The organism is Streptomyces sp. Je 1-79, assembly GCF_025195125.1.
Lineage (GTDB): Bacteria > Actinomycetota > Actinomycetes > Streptomycetales > Streptomycetaceae > Streptomyces.
Genome location: NZ_JAMGSL010000006.1, coordinates 354,036 through 372,122, shown reverse-complemented (window position 1 = coordinate 372,122; position 18,087 = coordinate 354,036). Strand labels below are relative to the sequence as shown.

Genomic DNA, 18,087 nt, shown 5'->3' with positions numbered 1-18,087 from the left:
GACCCCACTGTGCGCAACGCGACCTGAACGCAGCCTGAAGCCACCTGAAGGCGCCTTCAGCTTCCGTTTGCGAACCTGGCCCCATGAGCTTCGCCCACCACGCCTCGCCTCGTCCCTCCCGACTGCTGATCGTGGAGGACGAGAAGCGGCTCGCCCTCTCCCTCGCCAAGGGCCTGACCGCCGAGGGGTACGTCGTCGACGTCGTCCACGACGGCCTGGAGGGACTGCACCGGGCGGGCGGATCGCCGTACGACCTGATCGTGCTCGACGTGATGCTGCCCGGAATGAACGGGTACCGGGTCTGCTCCGCGCTGCGCGCCGCGGGCGACGACGTGCCGATCCTGATGCTGACCGCCAAGGACGGCGAGTACGACGAGGCCGAGGGCCTCGACACGGGCGCCGACGACTACCTCACCAAGCCGTTCTCCTACGTCGTCCTGGTGGCCAGGATCCGGGCGCTGCTGCGTCGGCGCGGGGCGGGCGCCTCCCCGCTCCTCGACCTCGGCGAGCTGCGCGTGGACACCGCGGCCCGCCGCGTGCACCGCGGCGAGGACGAGGTCACGCTCACCGCCAAGGAGTTCGCGGTCCTGGAACAGCTCGCGCTGCGCTCCGGCGAGGTTGTCTCGAAGGCCGAGATCCTGGAGCACGTCTGGGACTTCGCCTACGAGGGCGACCCGAACATCGTCGAGGTGTACGTCAGCACGCTCCGCCGCAAGCTGGGCGCCGCCCTGATCCACACGGTGCGCGGCGCCGGGTACCGGCTGGAGGCGCGGTGAGCGGCCGGTGGTTCTCCTCGGTCCGCGCCAGGGCCACCCTCGGCGCGACCGCGGTGGTGGCCGTCGCCCTGGTCGCCGCCGGTATCGCCGTCCTGCTGTCCCTGCGGGGCAACCTCACGAGCCAGGCGGAAGGGGAGGCGGACGGCGTCGCCCGCGAGGTCGCCGGCCGGATCGCCGCCGGCACCCCGTACCCGGCGCTCGACCTGCCGGACGGCGACGAGAACCCGGTGCAGGTGGTCGACCGCGACGGCCGGGTCCTCGCGGTCAGCGAGGGGCTCACGGCGATCAGCGGGACCGGCGTGCCCGACGTCACTCCGGAGGCGAGCCCCGGGGCCGGGCGGGACGACGATGACGACGCGGACGACCCCGGCACGGGCGAGATCGGTGACGTGACCTGGCACGGGCAGGGCAGCGCCACCGTCGACGGGGAGAGCGACGACTACCGGTTCACCCAGGTGGAGGTCACCGACCGCCGGGACGAGACGGTCCTGGTGTTCGCGGGAGCGTCGCTGGGGGCGCGGCGGGACGCGGTGGGGACCGCGGCCACCGCCATGCTCGTCGGACTGCCGCTGCTGCTCGCGGTGGTGGCCGCGGTGACCTGGCTGGTGACCCGGCGGGCGCTGCGGCCCGTCGAGTCGATCCGCCGTGAGATGGCGGAGATCACCGCCTCGCAGGATCTGTCGCGGCGGGTCCCCGAACCCGCCACGCACGACGAGGTGGCCCGGCTCGCCCGGACCACGAACGAGACGCTGACGGCCCTGGAGTCGTCCGTGGAGCGGCAGCGGCGGTTCGTCGCCGACGCCTCGCACGAGTTGCGCAGCCCCATCGCGAGCCTGCGCACCCAGCTGGAGGTGGGCGCCGCGCATCCGGAGCTGCTTGACGTCCCGGGCGCGGTCGAGGACACCGTACGGCTCCAGCACCTCGCCGCCGACCTGCTGCTGCTCGCCCGGCTCGACGCGGGGGAGCGGCTCGCCGGCGCCCCGGTCGACCTCGCCGCGCTGGCGACGGAGGAGGCGGCAGGGCGGCCGGGCGTGACGGTGGAGGCCGCGGAGCCGGTCGAGGTGACCGGCTCCCGGGGGCAGCTGGGGCGGGTGCTCGCCAATCTGCTCGACAACGCGCGGCGGCACGCCCGTGCGGAGGTGACGGTCACCGTACGGAGGTCGGGGGACCGGGCCGTGCTCGACGTGGCCGACGACGGGCAGGGGGTGCCGGAGGCCGACCGTGAACGGATCTTCGAGCGGTTCGTGCGGCTCGACGACGCGCGCGGCCGCGACGAGGGCGGCGCGGGGCTCGGGCTGGCCATCGCCCGGGACGTCGCCGTACGGCACGGTGGCAGGCTCACCGTCCGTGAAGCACCCACGGGCGGGGCCCTGTTCGAACTCCGTCTGCCGCTCGCGGAAAGCCCGCTCGCGGAAAAGCCGCTGGACGACGGAGCCTAGGGACGTCGGAGCCTAGGGCTTCCCCCGACGGCCCCGGAGCTGCTCCGCGACGGGCTTCAGGGACTCGTGGAGGTCGCCGAGCGCCTCCGTCGTCAGCTGGTCGATGAAGTGCTTGCGCACGGACTCCACGTGGTGGGGCGCCACCTTGCGCATGGTCTCCATGCCCTGGTCGGTCAGGACCGCGTACAGCCCGCGCCGGTCCGACTCGCAGTTGGCGCGGCGCACGAGCCCCGCGTTCTCCATGCGGGTGATCTGGTGGGAGAGCCGGCTCTTGGACTGGAGGGTGGCCGTGGCGAGGTCGCTCATGCGCAGCCGACGGTCGGCCGACTCCGAGAGGTTCACCAGGATCTCGTAGTCGTTCATGGTCAGGCCGAAGGGCTGGAGGTCCTTCTCCAGCTGGTACGTCAGCATTCGATTGACGTCCAGATAGGTGCGCCAGGCGCACTGCTCGGCGTCGGTGAGCCAGGGGGTGGCCGTCTCGGTCTCCATGTATGGATTCTACCTAAGAAGTTGAATACTGGACGAAGTAAGGGAATGTGACGCCGGGCACCCAGGGCCCCGACGGGCGCAGACGTTCGAGGGCGTCACACTCCGCAGACTACCGGCTACAGCCCGAAGCGCCGCTGGAGGTCCCCGAGCTGTCCGGGAAGGCGCGGTACCGAGCCGTGCGCCCCCTGGCCGGAACCGTGCGCCCCGGGAGCGCCGCCCGGGACACCCGGCTGCCCGCCGACCTGACCGATCGCCCGGTCGGCCATCAGCATCTCCGTCGACTGGAGCAGTACCGTACCCGCCCCCACGAACTCGAACTGGTGCTCCTCGCCCGAGGTCCCGCCGATCCCCGTCAGCGCCCGGACGCCGCCCATCACGCCCGTCATGTAGCCGTGGTCGTAGTGGTGGCACGGGGACGGGCAGTCCGCCCACCCGACCAGGGCCTGCGGGTCCACCCGCATGGGCGGCTCCATGAAGACCACCGGCCCGTTCGACGCGGCCACGAACTTGCCCGTGCCGATCAGCGTCACGAAACCCGGCACGATCGACTGCTTGAGCGCCAGCGTCGGCTGGTACGCCAGCAGATTGCCGGAACGGATCGTCAGATTGCCCTCGTCCAGGTCGAACGAGTTCACGTCGAAGGCCCGGTCGGCGAGGAGCATCTTGCCGCTGCCCTCCGCCACCACCCAGTCGCTCGCGTGCAGCGGCGAGTGGAACGACGTACGGACCAGGCGGTCCAGGCGCCCGTGGCCGATGCCGTTGAAGTCGATCCGCCCGTAGTAGGCGATCATCTTGCCCTTCTGCAGGAACCACTGGGAGCCCTTGAGCTCCACGCAGAAGGTGTACGGATTGACGTTGTCGTCGGACGGGAGGGACTGCGGGTCGAGAACGACGGGACCGGTCACAGCTTCTCCTCCGAGGCCTGCACGTACACCGCACCACTGCCGGTCAGCTCCAGCTGGAACGCCTCCCCGGAGCCCCGGCCCACCATGTCGCGCCAGCCCAGCGCGGTGGAGAGCTTGTTCCGTACGTCGCCGTGGTGGGCGACATACGCCTGCGGGTCCACGTGGACCGCGCGTCCCGGGGTGATCGGCAGCTCGATCACGCCGCCGTGGGCCATGACGGCGACCGCGCCGTGCCCCTTGAGCGTCGTGGTGAAGAGCCCCTGGCCGGTCACCTGGCCGCGCACCATGCCCATGACCCCGCCCTGGGAGCCCATGAACATCGTGCCCTGCTCCAGGGTGCCGTCGAAGGCGAGCAGGCGGTCGGCCTCGACGTAGAGGGTCTCGCCGGTCAGCCGGATCACCTGGATGTGGTGGCCGCCGTGCCCGAACATCACCGTGCCGCTGCCGTCGACGGTCATCAGCGGCGTCGCCTCGCCCGCCACCCGGCGCCCGATCATCGACATCACGCCGCCCTGGCCGCCGGCGATGTTCGGCGTGAAAGTGACGTCACCGCGGTACGCAAGCATCGCGCCGCGTTGGCTGAACATGCGCTGTCCGGGGACGACGGTCGCCTCGACCATCTTGGAGTTGATCTCACGGAACGGCATCAGACCTCGCCCCCGATCGTGTTCCGCTCGCTCGGCTGGACGTACACGACGCCGTCGCCCTCGAAGCGGATCTGGAACGCCTCGCCGCCACCCTCGCCGAGGAAGGTGCGGAACGTCACACCGGACTGGAAGCTCTGCTGGAGGTTGCCCTGGTGGGCTATGTACGCGCCGGGGTCGACGGAGAGCGGGTACTGCGGGGTGACGCGCAGCACCACCGCCGGGCCGTCGGACATGATCGCCGCCTGACCGGTTCCCTCGACCGTCGTGGTGAAGAGCCCGTTGCCGGTCGCCCCGCCGCGCAGGCCGGTGAAGGTCGTGCCGGTACGCAGCCCCGCGTCCGTGCAGAGCAGATTGCTCGCCTCGACGTAGAGCTTGTCGCCGTGGAGCTGGACGAGGTTGATCTCGGAGGCGCGGTCGGCGAACCAGCAGGTCCCCTGGCCCTTCACCTCCATCACCTCCATCTGCTCACCGGTGAGCCGGCGGGTGACCATGCCGCGCAGGCCTTCGCCTCCGCCGGACATCTTCTTGAAGGCCATCTGGCCGTCGTAGGCGACCATGGAGCCGTTTTTCGCCTTGACGGAATCGCCGGTCATGGACACGGCGAGCACTTTGCTGCCCTGGAGTCGGAACGTTGCCACGGAGGGAGATTACGGGCCCCCCGGCTAAAGAGACAGCAAAGTCGGCGTGCACAATGGAGCCGCCCACCCTTGTGCATCCGTTCACAAGATCGAACGAAGGTGACCCCCTCCCGTGGACATCAAGACCGCCTCCTCCCTCCACCGCCTCCGACTCGTCTCCGCCCCGGAGGCCGTCTCCTTCCTGCTGCTGCTGGTCTGCTCGGTGCTCAAGCGCACGACCGAGTTCAACGCCGTGCCCGTGATGGGCGCGATCCACGGCGTCCTGTTCATCCTCTACGTGCTGTTCTGGCTGGACGCCTGGAACCGCACCAAGTGGCAGTTCAAGACCGCCGCCCTCTACTTCGTGCTCTCGGTGCTGCCGCTCGGCGGCTTCTACGCGGAGCGCAAGCTCAAGCGCGAGGCCGCGGACGCCGTCATCGCCTCCCGTGCCCGCCGCGAGAGCGCGGTGGAAGCGTGATCGTCGCCTTCTCGGTCACCCCGCTCGGTGTCGGCGAGGAGGTCGGCGAGTACGTCGCCGACGCCGTCCGCGTCGTGCGGGAGTCGGGACTGCCGAACCGCACCGACGCGATGTTCACCTCGATCGAAGGTGAGTGGGACGAGGTGATGGACGTCGTCAAGCGCGCCGTCGCCGCCGTGGAGGCGCGTGCGCCCCGGGTCTCCGTGGTCCTCAAGGCCGACATCCGGCCGGGCGTGACCGACGGCCTCAGCTCGAAGGTCGCCACGGTGGAACGCCACCTGGAGGCCTGACCGCCGTCCCGAGTTCCCGAGCCCCCGACCCCTCCCTTCCGGGCCGGGGGCTCACTCGCGCGCGCTGCCGGTCAGGGCGATCCCGATCGGCGTGCGTTCGTACAGCACCTGATGGCCGTAGCGGCGGGAGGTCAGCAGGCCGGCCTCCCTCAGGACCGACAGATGGGCCGAGACGGAGGAGGGCGCGAGCCCGAGCCGGTGGGCCAGCGCGGTGGTGCCGGCCGGCTCGTCCAGCGCGCACAGCACGTCCGCGCGTGCCCGGCCCAGGAGCCGGGCGAGCGCCTCGGGCGTACGGTCGCCGGCCTCGGTCCACAGCCCGCCGATCCCGCGCGCGGGGTAGACCACGGTCGGCTGCCACGGCGGGTCGAAGCCGCTCACCACGTCCGGCCAGGTGAAGACCGAGGGCATCAGGACCAGGCCCTGGCCGTCGAGGGCGCGCACGTGTTCGCCGCGGTAGGCGACGGTGAGGGTCGCGCTCTGCGAGGACCAGGCGACGCCCGGCAGGAGTTCGCCGAAGAGGCGCTCCAGGCCGCCCTCGGCGAGCCGCCGCGAGTGGTACGCCACGTCGGCCTCCAGGACGGCGCGCAGCCGGGGCCACTCGGGGGCGATCAGGGCCTCCCACGTCTCCTGGAGCACATCGGCGAGCCGCTGCACGGCGCCCGCCGGGTCGGCCAGCATCCTCCGCCCCTCCGGGGTCGCCGCGGCCCCCGGGGTGTCGGCGAGCGCCCGCACGAAGTCGTCCCGGGCGAGGGCCGGGTCGGTCTCCCGGACCGCCGCGATCTCCTCCGCGAACGCGGCGGCGGGGCCCACGGGCGGCGGGTACAGGAAGTCGGGGCTGTGCCCGTGCAGGGGCATCAGCAGCTGGAGCGGGCCGAGATCAAGCCCCGCCGCCGCCTCCCGGATCCGCCGCAGCCACGGCAGGTGGTACCCCTGCTGGCGGGGCCGCGCCAGCACGCGGACGGCGGAGTGCGTCTCCCAGAGAGGGGAGAGCGCGAACCGGATTCTGAGGGAGTCGGCCTCGCCGAAGCGGAAGTGGTAGGGCATGGGGCCTCGTGGGAGATTCGGCTGGAGCCGAAAGTCTAGGTCGCGCCGGGCCCGGCGGGCACGCTGCCCGCATGCCGCAGCACGACGCCGCCCCTTCCCGGAACCCCGGGACCACACCCGAGTCCGACACCCCCGGCGCACGGCCCGCGCTCGCGAAGGCCGACGCGCCCGCGCTCGCGGAAGTCGACGTGCCCGCGCGCGTGGATGCCGATGCGGTGGCTACGGGGAGCCCTCCCGGAGAGGGGCGCGGGCCCGGATATCGCGCTGTCTTCGCCGTGCGGGAGTTCCGGACCGTCTTCGTCGCCCACCTGCTCTCCCTCCTCGGGGTCGTCGTCAGCGAGATCGCCCTCACCGTCCTCGTCTACGACCTCACCCGCTCCCCGCTCCTCTCCTCCCTCACCTTCGCCCTCGGCTTCCTCCCCTACCTCCTCGGCGGCACCCTCCTCGCCGGCGTCGCCGACCGCTACCCGCCCCGCCGGGTCCTCGTCGTCTGCGACCTCGTCTGCGCCGGCTGCGTCGCGCTCATGGTCGTGCCCGCCACCCCCGTCGCCGGGCTGCTCGTGCTGCGGTGCGCCGTCGCCGCCGTCGCGCCCGTCTTCAACGGGACCCGGATGGCGACCCTCACCGACATCCTCGGCGAGGGCGACCTCTTCGTCCTCGGCCGCTCCCTCCTGCGGATCGTCTCCCAGAGCGCCCTGCTCGCCGGGTTCGGCATCGGCGGCGTGCTCCTCACCGTCGTGCCTGCTCGCGGTGCCATCGCCATCACCGCCGTGACCTTCCTCGCCTCCGCCCTCCTCCTGCGCCTCGGCACCCGGAAGCGGCCCGCCCGGGGCTCCGCCGCCCCGCGCGAGCGCGGCAACCTCGCCGTCCTCCGCGACCGCCGCGTCCGCGCCCTCATGCTGATGTTCTGGCTGCCGCCGCTGTTCGCCGTCGTCCCCGAGGCCCTCGCCGCCCCCTACGCCGACCAGGCGGGCGTCTCCACCGCCGCGCTCGGGCTGCTGATGTGCGCCCTGCCCGTCGGTACCATCGCGGGCGAGCTGTTCGCCGGGTCCAGGCTGAGCGCCACGACCCGCTCCCGGATCGTGTACCCGCTGGCCCTGGCCGGCGTCCTGCCCTATCTCCTCTACGTCGTGGAGCCCGGCGCCGCCCTGGCGGGCCTCGCCCTCCTCCTGGCCGGTGCGACCGGCGCGTACACGCTCGGCCTCGACGCCTGGTTCGTCGCCGCCGTCCCCGAGGAGCGGCGGGGGAGGGCCATGACCCTGATGACCGCGGGCATGATGACCGCGCAGGGCGTCGGCATGGCCGGCGCCGGTCTCGCCGCCGAGTTCCTCCCCGTCCACGCCGTGGTCGCCGGCACGGGAGTCCTCGGGACGCTCTGCGTCCTCGCGGCCGTCCTCGAAGTGCGGGCGACGGAAGCGCGGGCGACCGAAGGGCGAGGACCGAAGGGCGAGACAGGGCTGACCACCATGTGACCAGTGGGTAAGGTCGACGCGTGCCGAAGCCGCTCAGTCTCCCCTTCGACCCCATCGCCCGCGCCGACGAACTCTGGCAGAAGCGCTGGGGCCCGGTCCCCTCGATGGCCGCGATCACCTCGATCATGCGCGCCCACCAGATCCTCCTCGCGGAGGTCGACGCCGTCGTCAAGCCGTACGGACTGACGTTCGCGCGCTACGAGGCCCTGGTGCTGCTCACCTTCTCCAAGGCCGGTGAGCTGCCCATGTCCAAGATCGGCGAGCGGCTGATGGTCCACCCCACGTCCGTGACGAACACGGTGGACCGGCTGGTGAAGTCCGGTCTGGTCGACAAGCGGCCCAACCCCAACGACGGCCGCGGCACCCTCGCCTCGATCACGGAGAAGGGCCGCGAGGTCGTCGAGGCCGCCACCCGCGACCTGATGGCGATGGACTTCGGGCTCGGGGCCTACGACGCCGAGGAGTGCGCCGAGATCTTCGCGATGCTCCGCCCCCTGCGCGTCTCGGCGGAGGACTTCGACGAGTCCTGAGCCCGGAGAACGGGGGCCGGGACCCGGGCGAAGATCGCCCGGAACGTGCCGTTACGCTCGACGGCATGAAATCCAGCGTGCTGACCCGTTACCGCGTCATGGCGTACATCACCGCCGTCATGCTGCTCGTGCTCTGCACGTGCATGGTCTTCAAGTACGGGTTCGACATGGGCGAGGACGTGACCTTCGCGGTCTCCCAGGCCCACGGCGTCCTCTACATCATCTACCTGATCTTCGCGTTCGACCTGGGCTCCAAGGCGAAGTGGCCGTTCGGCAAGCTCCTGTGGGTGCTGCTGTCCGGGACGATTCCCTTCGCCGCGTTCTTCGTCGAGCGCACGGTCGTCCGCGAGACGCTTCCGCTGGTCAGCGGCGCGCAGCCGGCCCCGGCCAAGGCCTGAGGCAAGCCCCCGCACAGATGTGCGGGGGTTTCCCATCGACATTTACTAGGACGTCCTAGTAAATTCGAAGCATGGACGCTGACGCGATCGAGGAAGGCCGCCGACGCTGGCAGGCCCGTTACGACAAGGCCCGCAAGCGCGACGCCGACTTCACCACGCTCTCCGGTGATCCGGTCGAGCCCGTCTACGGGCCGCGGCCCGGAGACACCTACGAGGGCTTCGAGCGCATCGGCTGGCCCGGTGAGTACCCCTTCACCCGTGGCCTGCACCCCACCGGCTACCGCGGCCGGACCTGGACCATCCGCCAGTTCGCCGGCTTCGGCAACGCCGAGCAGACCAACGAGCGGTACAAGATGATCCTGGCCGCCGGCGGCGGCGGGCTCTCGGTCGCCTTCGACATGCCCACCCTCATGGGCCGCGACTCCGACGACCCGCGCTCGCTCGGCGAGGTCGGCCACTGCGGTGTGGCCATCGACTCCGCCGCCGACATGGAGGTCCTCTTCAAGGACATCCCGCTCGGCGACGTCACCACCTCGATGACCATCTCCGGGCCCGCCGTGCCCGTCTTCTGCATGTACCTGGTCGCCGCCGAGCGCCAGGGCGTCGACCCGGGCGTACTCAACGGGACGCTCCAGACCGACATCTTCAAGGAGTACATCGCGCAGAAGGAGTGGCTCTTCCAGCCCGAGCCGCACCTGCGCCTCATCGGCGACCTGATGGAGCACTGCGCGCAGGGCATCCCCGCCTACAAGCCGCTCTCCGTCTCCGGCTACCACATCCGCGAGGCCGGGGCGACGGCCGCGCAGGAGCTCGCGTACACCCTCGCCGACGGCTTCGGCTACGTGGAGCTCGGCCTCTCCCGCGGCCTGGACGTCGACGTCTTCGCCCCCGGTCTCTCCTTCTTCTTCGACGCGCACCTCGACTTCTTCGAGGAGATCGCCAAGTTCCGCGCCGCCCGCCGGATCTGGGCGCGCTGGATGAAGGAGGTGTACGGCGCCAAGACCGACAAGGCGCAGTGGCTCCGCTTCCACACCCAGACCGCCGGTGTCTCGCTCACCGCCCAGCAGCCGTACAACAACGTCGTACGGACCGCCGTGGAGGCGCTCTCCGCGGTCCTCGGCGGCACCAACTCGCTGCACACCAACGCCCTCGACGAGACCCTCGCGCTGCCCAGCGCGCAGGCCGCCGAGATCGCGCTGCGCACGCAGCAGGTGCTGATGGAGGAGACGGGCGTGGCCAACGTGGCCGACCCGCTCGGCGGTTCCTGGTACGTCGAACAGCTCACCGACCGCATCGAGGCCGACGCCGAGAAGATCTTCGACCAGATCAAGGAGCGCGGCCGCCGGGCCCACCCGGACGGGCAGCACCCGATCGGGCCGATCACCTCCGGCATCCTGCGGGGCATCGAGGACGGCTGGTTCACCGGCGAGATCGCCGAGTCCGCCTTCCAGTACCAGCAGTCCCTGGAGAAGGGCGACAAGCGCGTCGTCGGCGTCAACGTCCACCACGGCTCGGTCACCGGCGACCTGGAGATCCTGCGGGTCAGCCACGAGGTCGAGTGGGAGCAGGTCCGCGTGCTCGGCGAGCGCAAGGGCCGTCGCGACGACGCCCGCGTCCGCGCCGCGCTCGACTCGATGCTGGCGGCGGCCCGGGACGGCTCGAACATGATCGGCCCGATGCTCGACGCGGTACGGGCGGAGGCCACGCTCGGCGAGATCTGCGACGTGCTCCGCGAGGAGTGGGGGATCTACACGGAGCCCCCGGGCTTCTAGGGCGTGTGGAAAGGGGCGGTACGGGACCTCCCGTACCGCCCCTTTCGCCCGAAGCCCGCGCGATGCCTACGTCGCGGCGGTGCCGAGCACCTTCGTCGGGGTGACCCGCACGACCACGCGTACCACCTCGGGCGGAAGTTCGAGGTACCCCTGGCCGGAGCCCGGACCCTCGTACTGCTCCTCGATCGCCACGGCGAGCGCGCGCCCGGCGTCCTCGGTGACGGTGGCCGTGCCGCGGATCTCGGCGTACAGCTGCGGGTCCTCGCGGTCGTACACGATCAGGCTGACGCGCGGATCGGCCTCGATGTTCCGGATCTTGCGGCGGCCGGCCTGGCTGGAGATCAGGAGGTCGTCGCCGTCCCTCGCCACCCAGACCACGGAGCTCTGCGGGGATCCGTCGGGGTGGACGGTGCCCAGGATCGCCGGGTTGGTGTCGTCCAGAAGCGCCCGTACGGCGCTGTTCAGAGTCGTTGTCACGGCCGCGACCCTAGCCCGCGGACTCCGCGCGGGGACAGGCGGTTTCAGCCCTGGGCCGCCGCCGCGCCGAGGCCGCCGAGGAGGAGGGCCGTGAAGCGCTGGACCCACGCCGCGTCGACCGGCTCCGCGCTCACCAGGGCACGGTGGACCACCGCACCCGCGATCACGTCGAAGATCAGGTCGTCGGTGCTGCCGACCGACTCCGGGTCCCGGTCCGAGGGGAGTTCGCCGCGCTCCTGGGCGCGCTGGCGGCCTTCGAGGACCAGCCGCTTCTGCCGGTCGACGATGGAGGCACGGATGCGTTCGCGCAGCGGCTCGTCCCGAGTGGACTCCGCCACCACGGCCATCAGCGCCGTCTTGGTCTCCGGCCGCTGGAGCAGCGCGGCGAACTGGAGGACCACGTTCTCGATGTCGGCCTGGAGGGAACCCAGATCGGGGAGTTCGAGTTCGTCGAAGAGGACGGCGACCGCGTCGACGACCAGTTCGTTCTTGCTCGCCCAGCGCCGGTAGAGGGTGGTCTTGGCGACCCCCGCACGGCCGGCCACGTCACCCATCGTCAGCTTGGACCAGCCCAGTTCGACCAGCGCGGCACGGGTCGCCTCGAGGATCGCGGCATCGGCCTCGACACTGCGGGGGCGTCCGGTACGGCTTCGGGAACTGGTGCGGCTACACATGGGGACCGACCATACCCGCCGGTAGGTATTGCGCCAGAGGCGTGTGATGTGAGCCAGTTCACCGAGGAGTCCTTCCCGTGAGGGGACGCGGACAGTTACGCTACGACCCGTAGCGAAAGGCTGTGACCGGCCTGAGCGACAACCACATGCGCCGGGTGGGGACCCGGCGCGACCGTAGGGGACCGCGTGCCGTGGTGCGCGGTTCAGTCATGACTTACCGGTTACGCGCGCGGAAGGGGGAGGATGTACTCATGCAGCCCAGAAACATGTCCATGAGCGGCGTCGTCGACCTTGCCGCGGTGAAGGCGGCCGGAGAGGCCAAGGCGAAGGCGGAGCAGGCGCGTGCCGCTGCCGCCCGGCAGGGTGGCGCGGCAGCCGTCGCCCCCTCTGCCCTGGTGATCGATGTCGACGAGGCCGGCTTCGAGCGCGATGTCCTCCAGCGCTCCGCCGAGGTCCCGGTCGTCATCGACTTCTGGGCCGAGTGGTGCGAGCCGTGCAAGCAGCTCGGCCCCCTCCTGGAGCGGCTCGCCGTCGAGTACAGCGGCCGCTTCCTCCTGGCCAAGATCGACGTCGACGCCAACCAGATGCTGATGCAGCAGTTCGGTATCCAGGGGATCCCGGCCGTCTTCGCGGTGGTCGCCGGCCAGGCGCTCCCGCTCTTCCAGGGCGCGGCGCCCGAGGCCCAGATCCGGGAGACCCTGGACCAGCTCATCCAGGTCGGCGAGGAGCGCTTCGGCCTCACCGGCATCACCGTCGACCCGGACGCCGACTCCGACGCCCCCTCCGCCGCCGACACCGTGCCGGCGGGTCCGTACGACGCGCTGCTCGAAGCGGCCATGTCGGCGCTGGACGCCGGTGACATGGCCGGTGCCGTCCAGGCGTACAAGAACGTGCTCGCCGACGACCCCGCCCACCCGGAGGCCAAGCTGGGCCTCGCCCAGGCGGAACTGCTCGCCCGGGTGCAGGACATGGACCCGCAGCAGGTGCGGAAGAACGCGGCCGACAACCCGGCCGACGTCACCGCCCAGATCGCCGCCGCCGACCTCGATCTGGTGGGCGGCCATGTCGAGGACGCTTTCGGCCGTCTGGTGGACGCCGTACGGCGCACGGCGGGTGAGGACCGGGACGCGGCACGGCTGCGTCTCCTGGAGCTCTTCGAGGTCATCGGTTCGGACGACCCGCGGGTCACGGCGGCCCGTCAGGCCCTCGCTCGCGTGCTGTTCTGACCCGTTCCATCCCGCCCGGGACAGCGCCGATTTGGCGACACAGTGACATAACGCGGCCGCGCTTTACCAAAACTTGGTAATCGCGGCCGCTGTTACTTGCAGTAAATCGAACCCCGATTTCTGTCCGTGTTTCACCGTCATCCTCCTCCTATGTCGCCTGTCATGGCTGCACCCTGTGTGGCCGGGCGACATCGCCCCGTCGTGGCGCGGTTATCCAGCCGTTACTAGTCAGTAACGAACCCCCTTGTGCCCCGGCCCGGAATGGACCACGATCGGCGACGCTCGGTCCTCCACCGCACCCCCGGCAACCATCCGGGTCCGCGGAGAGGGTCCCCACCGAGCGGGCCGGCGACAGTGGCGCCGGCCGTGGACAGGGGGGTTCCTGCTCTCACCGGCAGGGCCTGTCCAAGAGGTTGCGCGCAAGGCGTGGCCAGTGGTTGTCGCTCGGGGGTGAACGCCGGTGAAGTCGGACGCTCCTCGCGCCCGGATTTCGGCGCTCCTTCCCGAGGACGTAGCACTTCTCCCATCCCAGGACGGGCCCCTGGGCCCATCCGGAGATGTACGTCCGAGAAGGAGGATTCTCATGAAGTCCCAGGTTCGTGGCGGGACCAGATGGAAGCGGTTCGCCGTCGTCATGGTGCCGAGTGTGGCCGCGACGGCCGCGATCGGTGTCGGCCTGGCTCAGGGCGCGCTCGCAGCGTCCTTCAGCATCTCCGGCCAGGAGTTCAAGGTGAAGGCCGACAGCCTTGTCGGCAATGACTTCGTCCAGTACGGCAGCGTGGCGTCCGGCAAGGACCTGCACGGCAAGCCGTTCGCGGAGCCGGTCGGCGTCTCGGGCTTCTCCGAGGCCTGGATCACCAACATGTGCCAGTCCGTCGTGACGCCGGACGTTCCGTTCATCGGCAACGTGTCGCTCGAGCTGCGCGCCGGTACGGAGAAGAACAAGCCGGTCTACGCGAAGGACATCTACCTGGATGTCTCCTCGCTGAAGGCCGACGCCGAGTTCGGCAACATCGACATCGGTGTGGCCGCGGGCTCGCTCCCGAAGTCCGAGGGCAAGCCGGGCATCCAGCCCGGCACGAAGGCCAACCCCTACGGCTTCTCGCAGCGCGCCGAGACGGCGAAGCTCACCAACGTGGAGCAGAAGGCGTGGGCGACCACGGCCGGAACGTTCAAGCTCAGCAACCTGAGCCTGAAGCTGCACAAGGGCACCAAGGAGTGCTTCACCGAGTAGTCACTCGGTGCGGCATCTGGCACAACCGCCCGGCGGGCGAGGGCCGTCGTTCGTTCCGTACGGCCCCGCCCGTTCCCGGCCACCGCGCCACCATCTCTACTTCTCAGCAACACCGCTTCCAGGGAGCTGTTTTCCATGAGCGCCGAGTCCACTGCTTCCCGCGGAGTCCCGAACCAGCGCGAGCGCCGCTTCCACGACTGGCGAGGCAGTCGGCCCTTCTGGGCCGGTCTGTTCACCATGATCGGCGGCGTACCGATCGCCTACTTCCCGTACGCCGACCTGCGACTCGGCAACATGACGATCGCCATGGCGACGACGGGCGGCGCCGGAGCGCTGATCATCGGCGTGCTTCTGGTGACGCTCGGACTGACGATGTGGTTCCAGCCCATCGTGCGGGTCTTCGCAGGCGTCGCCGCGATCGTGCTGGCGCTCGTCTCCATCCCGGTCTCCAACCTCGGCGGCTTCTTCATGGGCTTCCTGCTGGCCCTGGTAGGCGGCGGGCTCTCCGTCGCGTGGGTCCCGGGCGCTGCGGTGGAGGAGACCGCGCAGCAGACGGCCGAGCACACGGGGACCCCGCGGGGCGAGCACGAGTACGACGGTCAGCCGCTGGGATCCGAGGCGCCGGAGGAGACCCGGGCGGTCGACTTCGGGAAGGCCCCGGTTCCGGAGCAGCGCGCCGGTGAGGAGCCGGACCCGCAGGCGGGTCCCGGTGCGCAGGCGACCGAAACGACGATCGACGCCAACGGCGGGAGGAACAGTGCGGGGTGACGAAACACAGTCGGCGACGGCTGCGGACGGCGCCGCTGTGGCTCGCAGGGGTCCGCGGCACGCGGCTCCGCGCAAGTCGCTGCTGAACAAGATCCAGGGACCCGCGGGCAAGGCGATGGCCCTGGCCGCCATGCCGACCGCGGTCCTGATGGGCATGGGTATGGCACCCAGGCTCGCCCTCGCCGACGAGAAGGACATCCCCTTCGCGCCCGGTCCGTGCGTGACCCGCTCGGACGAGCCGGTGGCCGAGGAGTCGACGAAGCCCGCCGAGACGCCCAAGCCCACGGCCAGCGCGAGCGCGACCGAGTCGCCGAAGCCGGAGGCCACCGAGGAGGAGTCGCCCAAGCCGACGGCCAGCCCCTCGACGACGGCCACGGCCGGGCCGGACGCCGGTGAGCAGCAGGCGCCGGCGCCGACCTCCACGCCCACGCCGACGAAGAGCACCAACCCGCTCGACCCGCTGGGCATCGGCGACAAGATCAAGGACATCTTCGACGGGCCGGACGCCACCCCGACGGCCACGCCGACGCCGACCGCTTCCGCGACGAAGCCGGCGACCGAGAAGCCCGCCGAGAAGCCCCCGGCCACCGAGCCCGCGGACAAGCCGTCGACCACGGCACCCGATGCGGGCAAGACCACCACGGGCGACGACCCGGTCGACACGACCAAGGACGCGATCGAGAAGGCCGCGGGCAAGGTCGGCGCCAAGGTCAAGGAGCTGCCCGAGGACGCCAAAGGCCTCGACGCCAAGAAGGACGAGGAGATACCCGACGGCGCCAAGCCGCGCTTCCCGTGCCCCGAGCCCGACCCCGAGGCGCTCGCGGCGGCCGAACTGGAGCCGGGCCTCCCCCTGCTTCCGGACGAGCCGTGGAAGCTGGAGAGCTCCCTGCTCACGCTGAAGGGTCTGAAGTACCACGGCATCGTCGAGGTGAAGACCGGCAGCGGCAAGATCAAGAAGGCGCTGAAGTTCACCGCGAGCGAGGTCGACATCAAGGACCTGCACCAGCTCACGGTGCACTCGGAGGGCAACACGGGCCACGTCCGCTCGGACCGGGGCTCGACCTCGACCATCCGCAACGGCACGGTGACCATGTACACGGAGCAGCTGAAGGGCAACCTCTTCGGTCTGATCCCGATCACCTTCAACCCGCAGACACCACCGCCGCTCGACGTCCCGTTCGCCTTCTTCACCAACGTGGAGGTCATTCAGGCGGGCCAGTTCGGCGGCACGCTCAGGGTCCCGGGCCTGCGCAACACGGTCGAGCCGAGCTGACCGGCCCGACCGCGTGCGACGAGGGCCCCCGTCCGATCCGGACGGGGGCCCTCGTCATGTGCCAGGGGCGGGCGGGGCGCGTCAGTCGCGCTTCTCGCCACCGAGGTGGTGCACCCGGACCATGTTCGTGGTGCCCGGGACGCCGGGGGGCGAGCCGGCCGTGATGACCATGGTGTCGCCCTCGTTGTAGCGCTGGAGCTTCAGCAGCTCCCCGTCGACGATGTCGACCATCGCGTCCGTGGTCTCCACGAACGGCACGAGGAAGGACTCCACGCCCCAGCTCAGCGTGAGCTGGTTGCGGGTGGACTCGTCCGTGGTGAAGGCCAGGATCGGCTGGATCGTGCGGTAGCGCGAGAGGCGGCGCGCGGTGTCGCCGGACTGGGTGAAGGCGATCAGCGCCTTGCCGTCCAGGAAGTCCGCGATCTCGCAGGCCGCGCGGGCGACCGAACCGCCCTGCGTACGCGGCTTCTTGCCGGGTACGAGCGGCTGCAGGCCCTTGGAGAGCAGCTCCTCCTCGGCCGCGACGACGATCTTCGACATCGTCTTCACGGTCTCGATCGGGTAGGCGCCGACGGAGGACTCCGCCGAGAGCATGACCGCGTCCGCGCCGTCCAGGATCGCGTTGGCCACGTCGGAGGCCTCGGCGCGCGTGGGGCGGGAGTTGGTGATCATCGACTCCATCATCTGGGTGGCGACGATGACGGGCTTGGCGTTGCGGCGGCACATCTCCACGAGGCGCTTCTGCACCATCGGGACCTTCTCCAGCGGGTACTCCACGGCGAGGTCGCCACGGGCCACCATGACGGCGTCGAAGGCGGCGACCACGTCGGCCATGTTCTCGACCGCCTGCGGCTTCTCCACCTTGGCGATGACCGGGACCCGGCGGCCCTCCTCGTCCATCACCTTGTGGACGTCCTTGACGTCGTCGGCGTTGCGGACGAAGGAGAGGGCGACCATGTCGCAGCCCATGCGGAGCGCGAAGCGGAGGTCCTCGACGTCCTTCTCGGACAGGGCCGGGACGTTGACCGCGGCACCCGGCAGGTTGATGCCCTTGTGGTCCGAGATGACACCGCCCTCGATGACCACGGTCTTGACCCGCGGGCCCTCGACCTCGACGACCCGCAGCTCGACGTTGCCGTCGTTGATCAGAACCTGGTCGCCCTTGGAGACGTCACCCGGCAGACCCTTGTACGTGGTGCCGCAGATGGACTTGTCACCGGGGACGTCCTCGGTGGTGATGGTGAACTCGTCACCGCGCACCAGCTCGACGGGACCCTCCGCGAAGGTCTCCAGACGGATCTTGGGGCCCTGGAGGTCGGCGAGCACACCGACGGCGCGGCCGGTGTCCGCCACCGCCCTGCGGAGGCGGTCGTACCGCTCCTGGTGCTCTGCCTGGGTCCCGTGGCTCATGTTGAATCGGGCCACGTTCATACCGGCCTCGATGAGCGCTTTCAGCTGCTCGTACGAGTCGACGGCGGGGCCCAGCGTGCAGACGATTTTGGAACGGCGCATGAGGCGGATCCTATCGGTTTGTTTCACTGCGGAATATTCCGTCTGGTGGAAAGTACAAATGGGCGC

Annotated in this window: 20 protein-coding genes; 12 read left to right on the top strand and 8 right to left on the bottom strand. The window is 70.7% G+C overall.

Annotation, left to right across the window (positions count from 1 at the left end; all coding sequences use genetic code 11):
• The first annotated feature begins 83 nt into the window (after positions 1-83).
• Together M5362_RS14610 and M5362_RS14605 are read left to right on the top strand one after the other, a co-directional pair.
• On the top strand, positions 84-776 hold the full coding sequence (locus tag M5362_RS14610) for a response regulator transcription factor (RefSeq protein ID WP_260227929.1): 693 nt from the start codon (positions 84-86) through the stop codon (positions 774-776).
• The gene (locus M5362_RS14605) at positions 773-2,215 is read left to right on the top strand and encodes a cell wall metabolism sensor histidine kinase WalK (RefSeq protein WP_260227928.1); all 1,443 of its coding nucleotides are present in this window, start codon (positions 773-775) and stop codon (positions 2,213-2,215) included. Before M5362_RS14610 ends, M5362_RS14605 begins: the two co-directional genes overlap by 4 nt.
• Before the next feature lie 12 nt (positions 2,216-2,227).
• Here M5362_RS14605 and M5362_RS14600 read toward each other — a convergent pair whose 3' ends face one another.
• The 4 genes from M5362_RS14600 to M5362_RS14585 all read right to left on the bottom strand — a co-directional run bounded on the left by M5362_RS14600 (position 2,228) and on the right by M5362_RS14585 (position 4,894).
• Positions 2,228-2,704 (bottom strand): MarR family winged helix-turn-helix transcriptional regulator, encoded by a 477-nt coding sequence (locus M5362_RS14600; protein WP_260227927.1) that lies wholly within the window; start codon positions 2,702-2,704, stop codon positions 2,228-2,230.
• 116 nt (positions 2,705-2,820) lie between these two features.
• The gene (locus M5362_RS14595) at positions 2,821-3,609 is read right to left on the bottom strand and encodes an AIM24 family protein (RefSeq protein WP_260227926.1); all 789 of its coding nucleotides are present in this window, start codon (positions 3,607-3,609) and stop codon (positions 2,821-2,823) included.
• Positions 3,606-4,256, bottom strand: coding sequence for an AIM24 family protein (locus tag M5362_RS14590; protein ID WP_260227925.1), 651 nt, complete (start codon positions 4,254-4,256; stop codon positions 3,606-3,608). The genes M5362_RS14595 and M5362_RS14590 overlap by 4 nt, the downstream gene beginning before the upstream one ends.
• Positions 4,256-4,894: an AIM24 family protein gene (locus M5362_RS14585; RefSeq protein ID WP_260227924.1), complete on the bottom strand. Its 639-nt coding sequence runs from the start codon at positions 4,892-4,894 to the stop codon at positions 4,256-4,258. The genes M5362_RS14590 and M5362_RS14585 overlap by 1 nt, the downstream gene beginning before the upstream one ends.
• Before the next feature lie 112 nt (positions 4,895-5,006).
• Between M5362_RS14585 and M5362_RS14580 the strand changes: the two genes are divergently transcribed.
• Together M5362_RS14580 and M5362_RS14575 are read left to right on the top strand one after the other, a co-directional pair.
• A complete protein-coding gene (locus tag M5362_RS14580; RefSeq protein WP_260227923.1) occupies positions 5,007-5,351 on the top strand; it encodes a DUF3817 domain-containing protein in 345 nt (114 codons plus the stop codon).
• Positions 5,348-5,641, top strand: coding sequence for an MTH1187 family thiamine-binding protein (locus M5362_RS14575; RefSeq protein WP_260227922.1), 294 nt, complete (start codon positions 5,348-5,350; stop codon positions 5,639-5,641). The genes M5362_RS14580 and M5362_RS14575 overlap by 4 nt, the downstream gene beginning before the upstream one ends.
• A gap of 51 nt (positions 5,642-5,692) precedes the next feature.
• Here M5362_RS14575 and M5362_RS14570 read toward each other — a convergent pair whose 3' ends face one another.
• Positions 5,693-6,685 (bottom strand): winged helix-turn-helix domain-containing protein, encoded by a 993-nt coding sequence (locus M5362_RS14570; protein WP_260227921.1) that lies wholly within the window; start codon positions 6,683-6,685, stop codon positions 5,693-5,695.
• 71 nt (positions 6,686-6,756) lie between these two features.
• Here M5362_RS14570 and M5362_RS14565 point away from each other — a divergent pair, with 71 nt between their 5' ends.
• From M5362_RS14565 to M5362_RS14550, 4 genes are all read left to right on the top strand, one after another.
• On the top strand, positions 6,757-8,157 hold the full coding sequence (locus M5362_RS14565; RefSeq protein WP_260227920.1) for an MFS transporter: 1,401 nt from the start codon (positions 6,757-6,759) through the stop codon (positions 8,155-8,157).
• A 20-nt stretch (positions 8,158-8,177) separates the two neighbouring features.
• The gene (locus tag M5362_RS14560; protein WP_260227919.1) at positions 8,178-8,687 is read left to right on the top strand and encodes a MarR family winged helix-turn-helix transcriptional regulator; all 510 of its coding nucleotides are present in this window, start codon (positions 8,178-8,180) and stop codon (positions 8,685-8,687) included.
• Positions 8,688-8,752: 65 nt separating this feature from the next.
• The gene (locus M5362_RS14555; protein ID WP_260227918.1) at positions 8,753-9,085 is read left to right on the top strand and encodes a DUF3817 domain-containing protein; all 333 of its coding nucleotides are present in this window, start codon (positions 8,753-8,755) and stop codon (positions 9,083-9,085) included.
• 71 nt (positions 9,086-9,156) lie between these two features.
• A complete protein-coding gene (locus M5362_RS14550) occupies positions 9,157-10,857 on the top strand; it encodes a methylmalonyl-CoA mutase (RefSeq protein ID WP_260227917.1) in 1,701 nt (566 codons plus the stop codon).
• A gap of 66 nt (positions 10,858-10,923) precedes the next feature.
• Here the strand turns inward: M5362_RS14550 and M5362_RS14545 are convergent, their stop codons facing one another.
• Positions 10,924-11,334: a PPOX class F420-dependent oxidoreductase gene (locus M5362_RS14545; RefSeq protein ID WP_260227916.1), complete on the bottom strand. Its 411-nt coding sequence runs from the start codon at positions 11,332-11,334 to the stop codon at positions 10,924-10,926.
• Positions 11,335-11,378: 44 nt separating this feature from the next.
• The gene (locus M5362_RS14540) at positions 11,379-12,008 is read right to left on the bottom strand and encodes a TetR/AcrR family transcriptional regulator (protein WP_260227915.1); all 630 of its coding nucleotides are present in this window, start codon (positions 12,006-12,008) and stop codon (positions 11,379-11,381) included.
• A 251-nt stretch (positions 12,009-12,259) separates the two neighbouring features.
• On the opposite strand from M5362_RS14540, the gene M5362_RS33015 reads away from it, so the two are divergent.
• The 4 genes from M5362_RS33015 (at position 12,260) to M5362_RS14515 (ending at position 16,509) form a co-directional block, all read left to right on the top strand.
• Entirely contained in the window at positions 12,260-13,234 is a 975-nt protein-coding gene (locus tag M5362_RS33015; protein ID WP_261365936.1) for a tetratricopeptide repeat protein, read from the top strand.
• Positions 13,235-13,817: 583 nt separating this feature from the next.
• Positions 13,818-14,468 carry a DUF6230 family protein gene (locus M5362_RS14525; protein ID WP_260227914.1) on the top strand — a complete coding sequence of 217 codons (651 nt, stop codon included), beginning with the start codon at positions 13,818-13,820 and terminating at the stop codon, positions 14,466-14,468.
• A gap of 135 nt (positions 14,469-14,603) precedes the next feature.
• Positions 14,604-15,236: a DUF6114 domain-containing protein gene (locus tag M5362_RS14520; RefSeq protein WP_260227913.1), complete on the top strand. Its 633-nt coding sequence runs from the start codon at positions 14,604-14,606 to the stop codon at positions 15,234-15,236.
• Entirely contained in the window at positions 15,226-16,509 is a 1,284-nt protein-coding gene (locus M5362_RS14515) for a hypothetical protein (protein ID WP_260227912.1), read from the top strand. Before M5362_RS14520 ends, M5362_RS14515 begins: the two co-directional genes overlap by 11 nt.
• Positions 16,510-16,590: 81 nt before the next feature.
• Here the strand turns inward: M5362_RS14515 and pyk are convergent, their stop codons facing one another.
• Positions 16,591-18,021 carry a pyruvate kinase gene (pyk, locus tag M5362_RS14510; protein WP_260227911.1) on the bottom strand — a complete coding sequence of 477 codons (1,431 nt, stop codon included), beginning with the start codon at positions 18,019-18,021 and terminating at the stop codon, positions 16,591-16,593.
• Between the last annotated feature and the right edge of the window lie 66 nt (positions 18,022-18,087).

Excerpts from the sequence above, each read along its gene's own strand:
- M5362_RS14610 (WP_260227929.1), top strand. The coding sequence starts at position 84 with ATGAGCTTCGCCCACCACGCCTCGCCTCGTCCCTCCCGACTGCTGATC.
- M5362_RS14600 (WP_260227927.1), bottom strand. The coding sequence starts at position 2,704 with ATGGAGACCGAGACGGCCACCCCCTGGCTCACCGACGCCGAGCAGTGC.
- M5362_RS14590 (WP_260227925.1), bottom strand. The coding sequence starts at position 4,256 with ATGCCGTTCCGTGAGATCAACTCCAAGATGGTCGAGGCGACCGTCGTC.
- M5362_RS14570 (WP_260227921.1), bottom strand. The coding sequence starts at position 6,685 with ATGCCCTACCACTTCCGCTTCGGCGAGGCCGACTCCCTCAGAATCCGG.
- M5362_RS14565 (WP_260227920.1), top strand. The coding sequence starts at position 6,757 with ATGCCGCAGCACGACGCCGCCCCTTCCCGGAACCCCGGGACCACACCC.
- M5362_RS14555 (WP_260227918.1), top strand. The coding sequence starts at position 8,753 with ATGAAATCCAGCGTGCTGACCCGTTACCGCGTCATGGCGTACATCACC.
- M5362_RS14550 (WP_260227917.1), top strand. The coding sequence starts at position 9,157 with ATGGACGCTGACGCGATCGAGGAAGGCCGCCGACGCTGGCAGGCCCGT.
- M5362_RS14540 (WP_260227915.1), bottom strand. The coding sequence starts at position 12,008 with ATGTGTAGCCGCACCAGTTCCCGAAGCCGTACCGGACGCCCCCGCAGT.
- M5362_RS33015 (WP_261365936.1), top strand. The coding sequence starts at position 12,260 with ATGCAGCCCAGAAACATGTCCATGAGCGGCGTCGTCGACCTTGCCGCG.
- M5362_RS14525 (WP_260227914.1), top strand. The coding sequence starts at position 13,818 with ATGAAGTCCCAGGTTCGTGGCGGGACCAGATGGAAGCGGTTCGCCGTC.
- M5362_RS14520 (WP_260227913.1), top strand. The coding sequence starts at position 14,604 with ATGAGCGCCGAGTCCACTGCTTCCCGCGGAGTCCCGAACCAGCGCGAG.
- pyk (WP_260227911.1), bottom strand. The coding sequence starts at position 18,021 with ATGCGCCGTTCCAAAATCGTCTGCACGCTGGGCCCCGCCGTCGACTCG.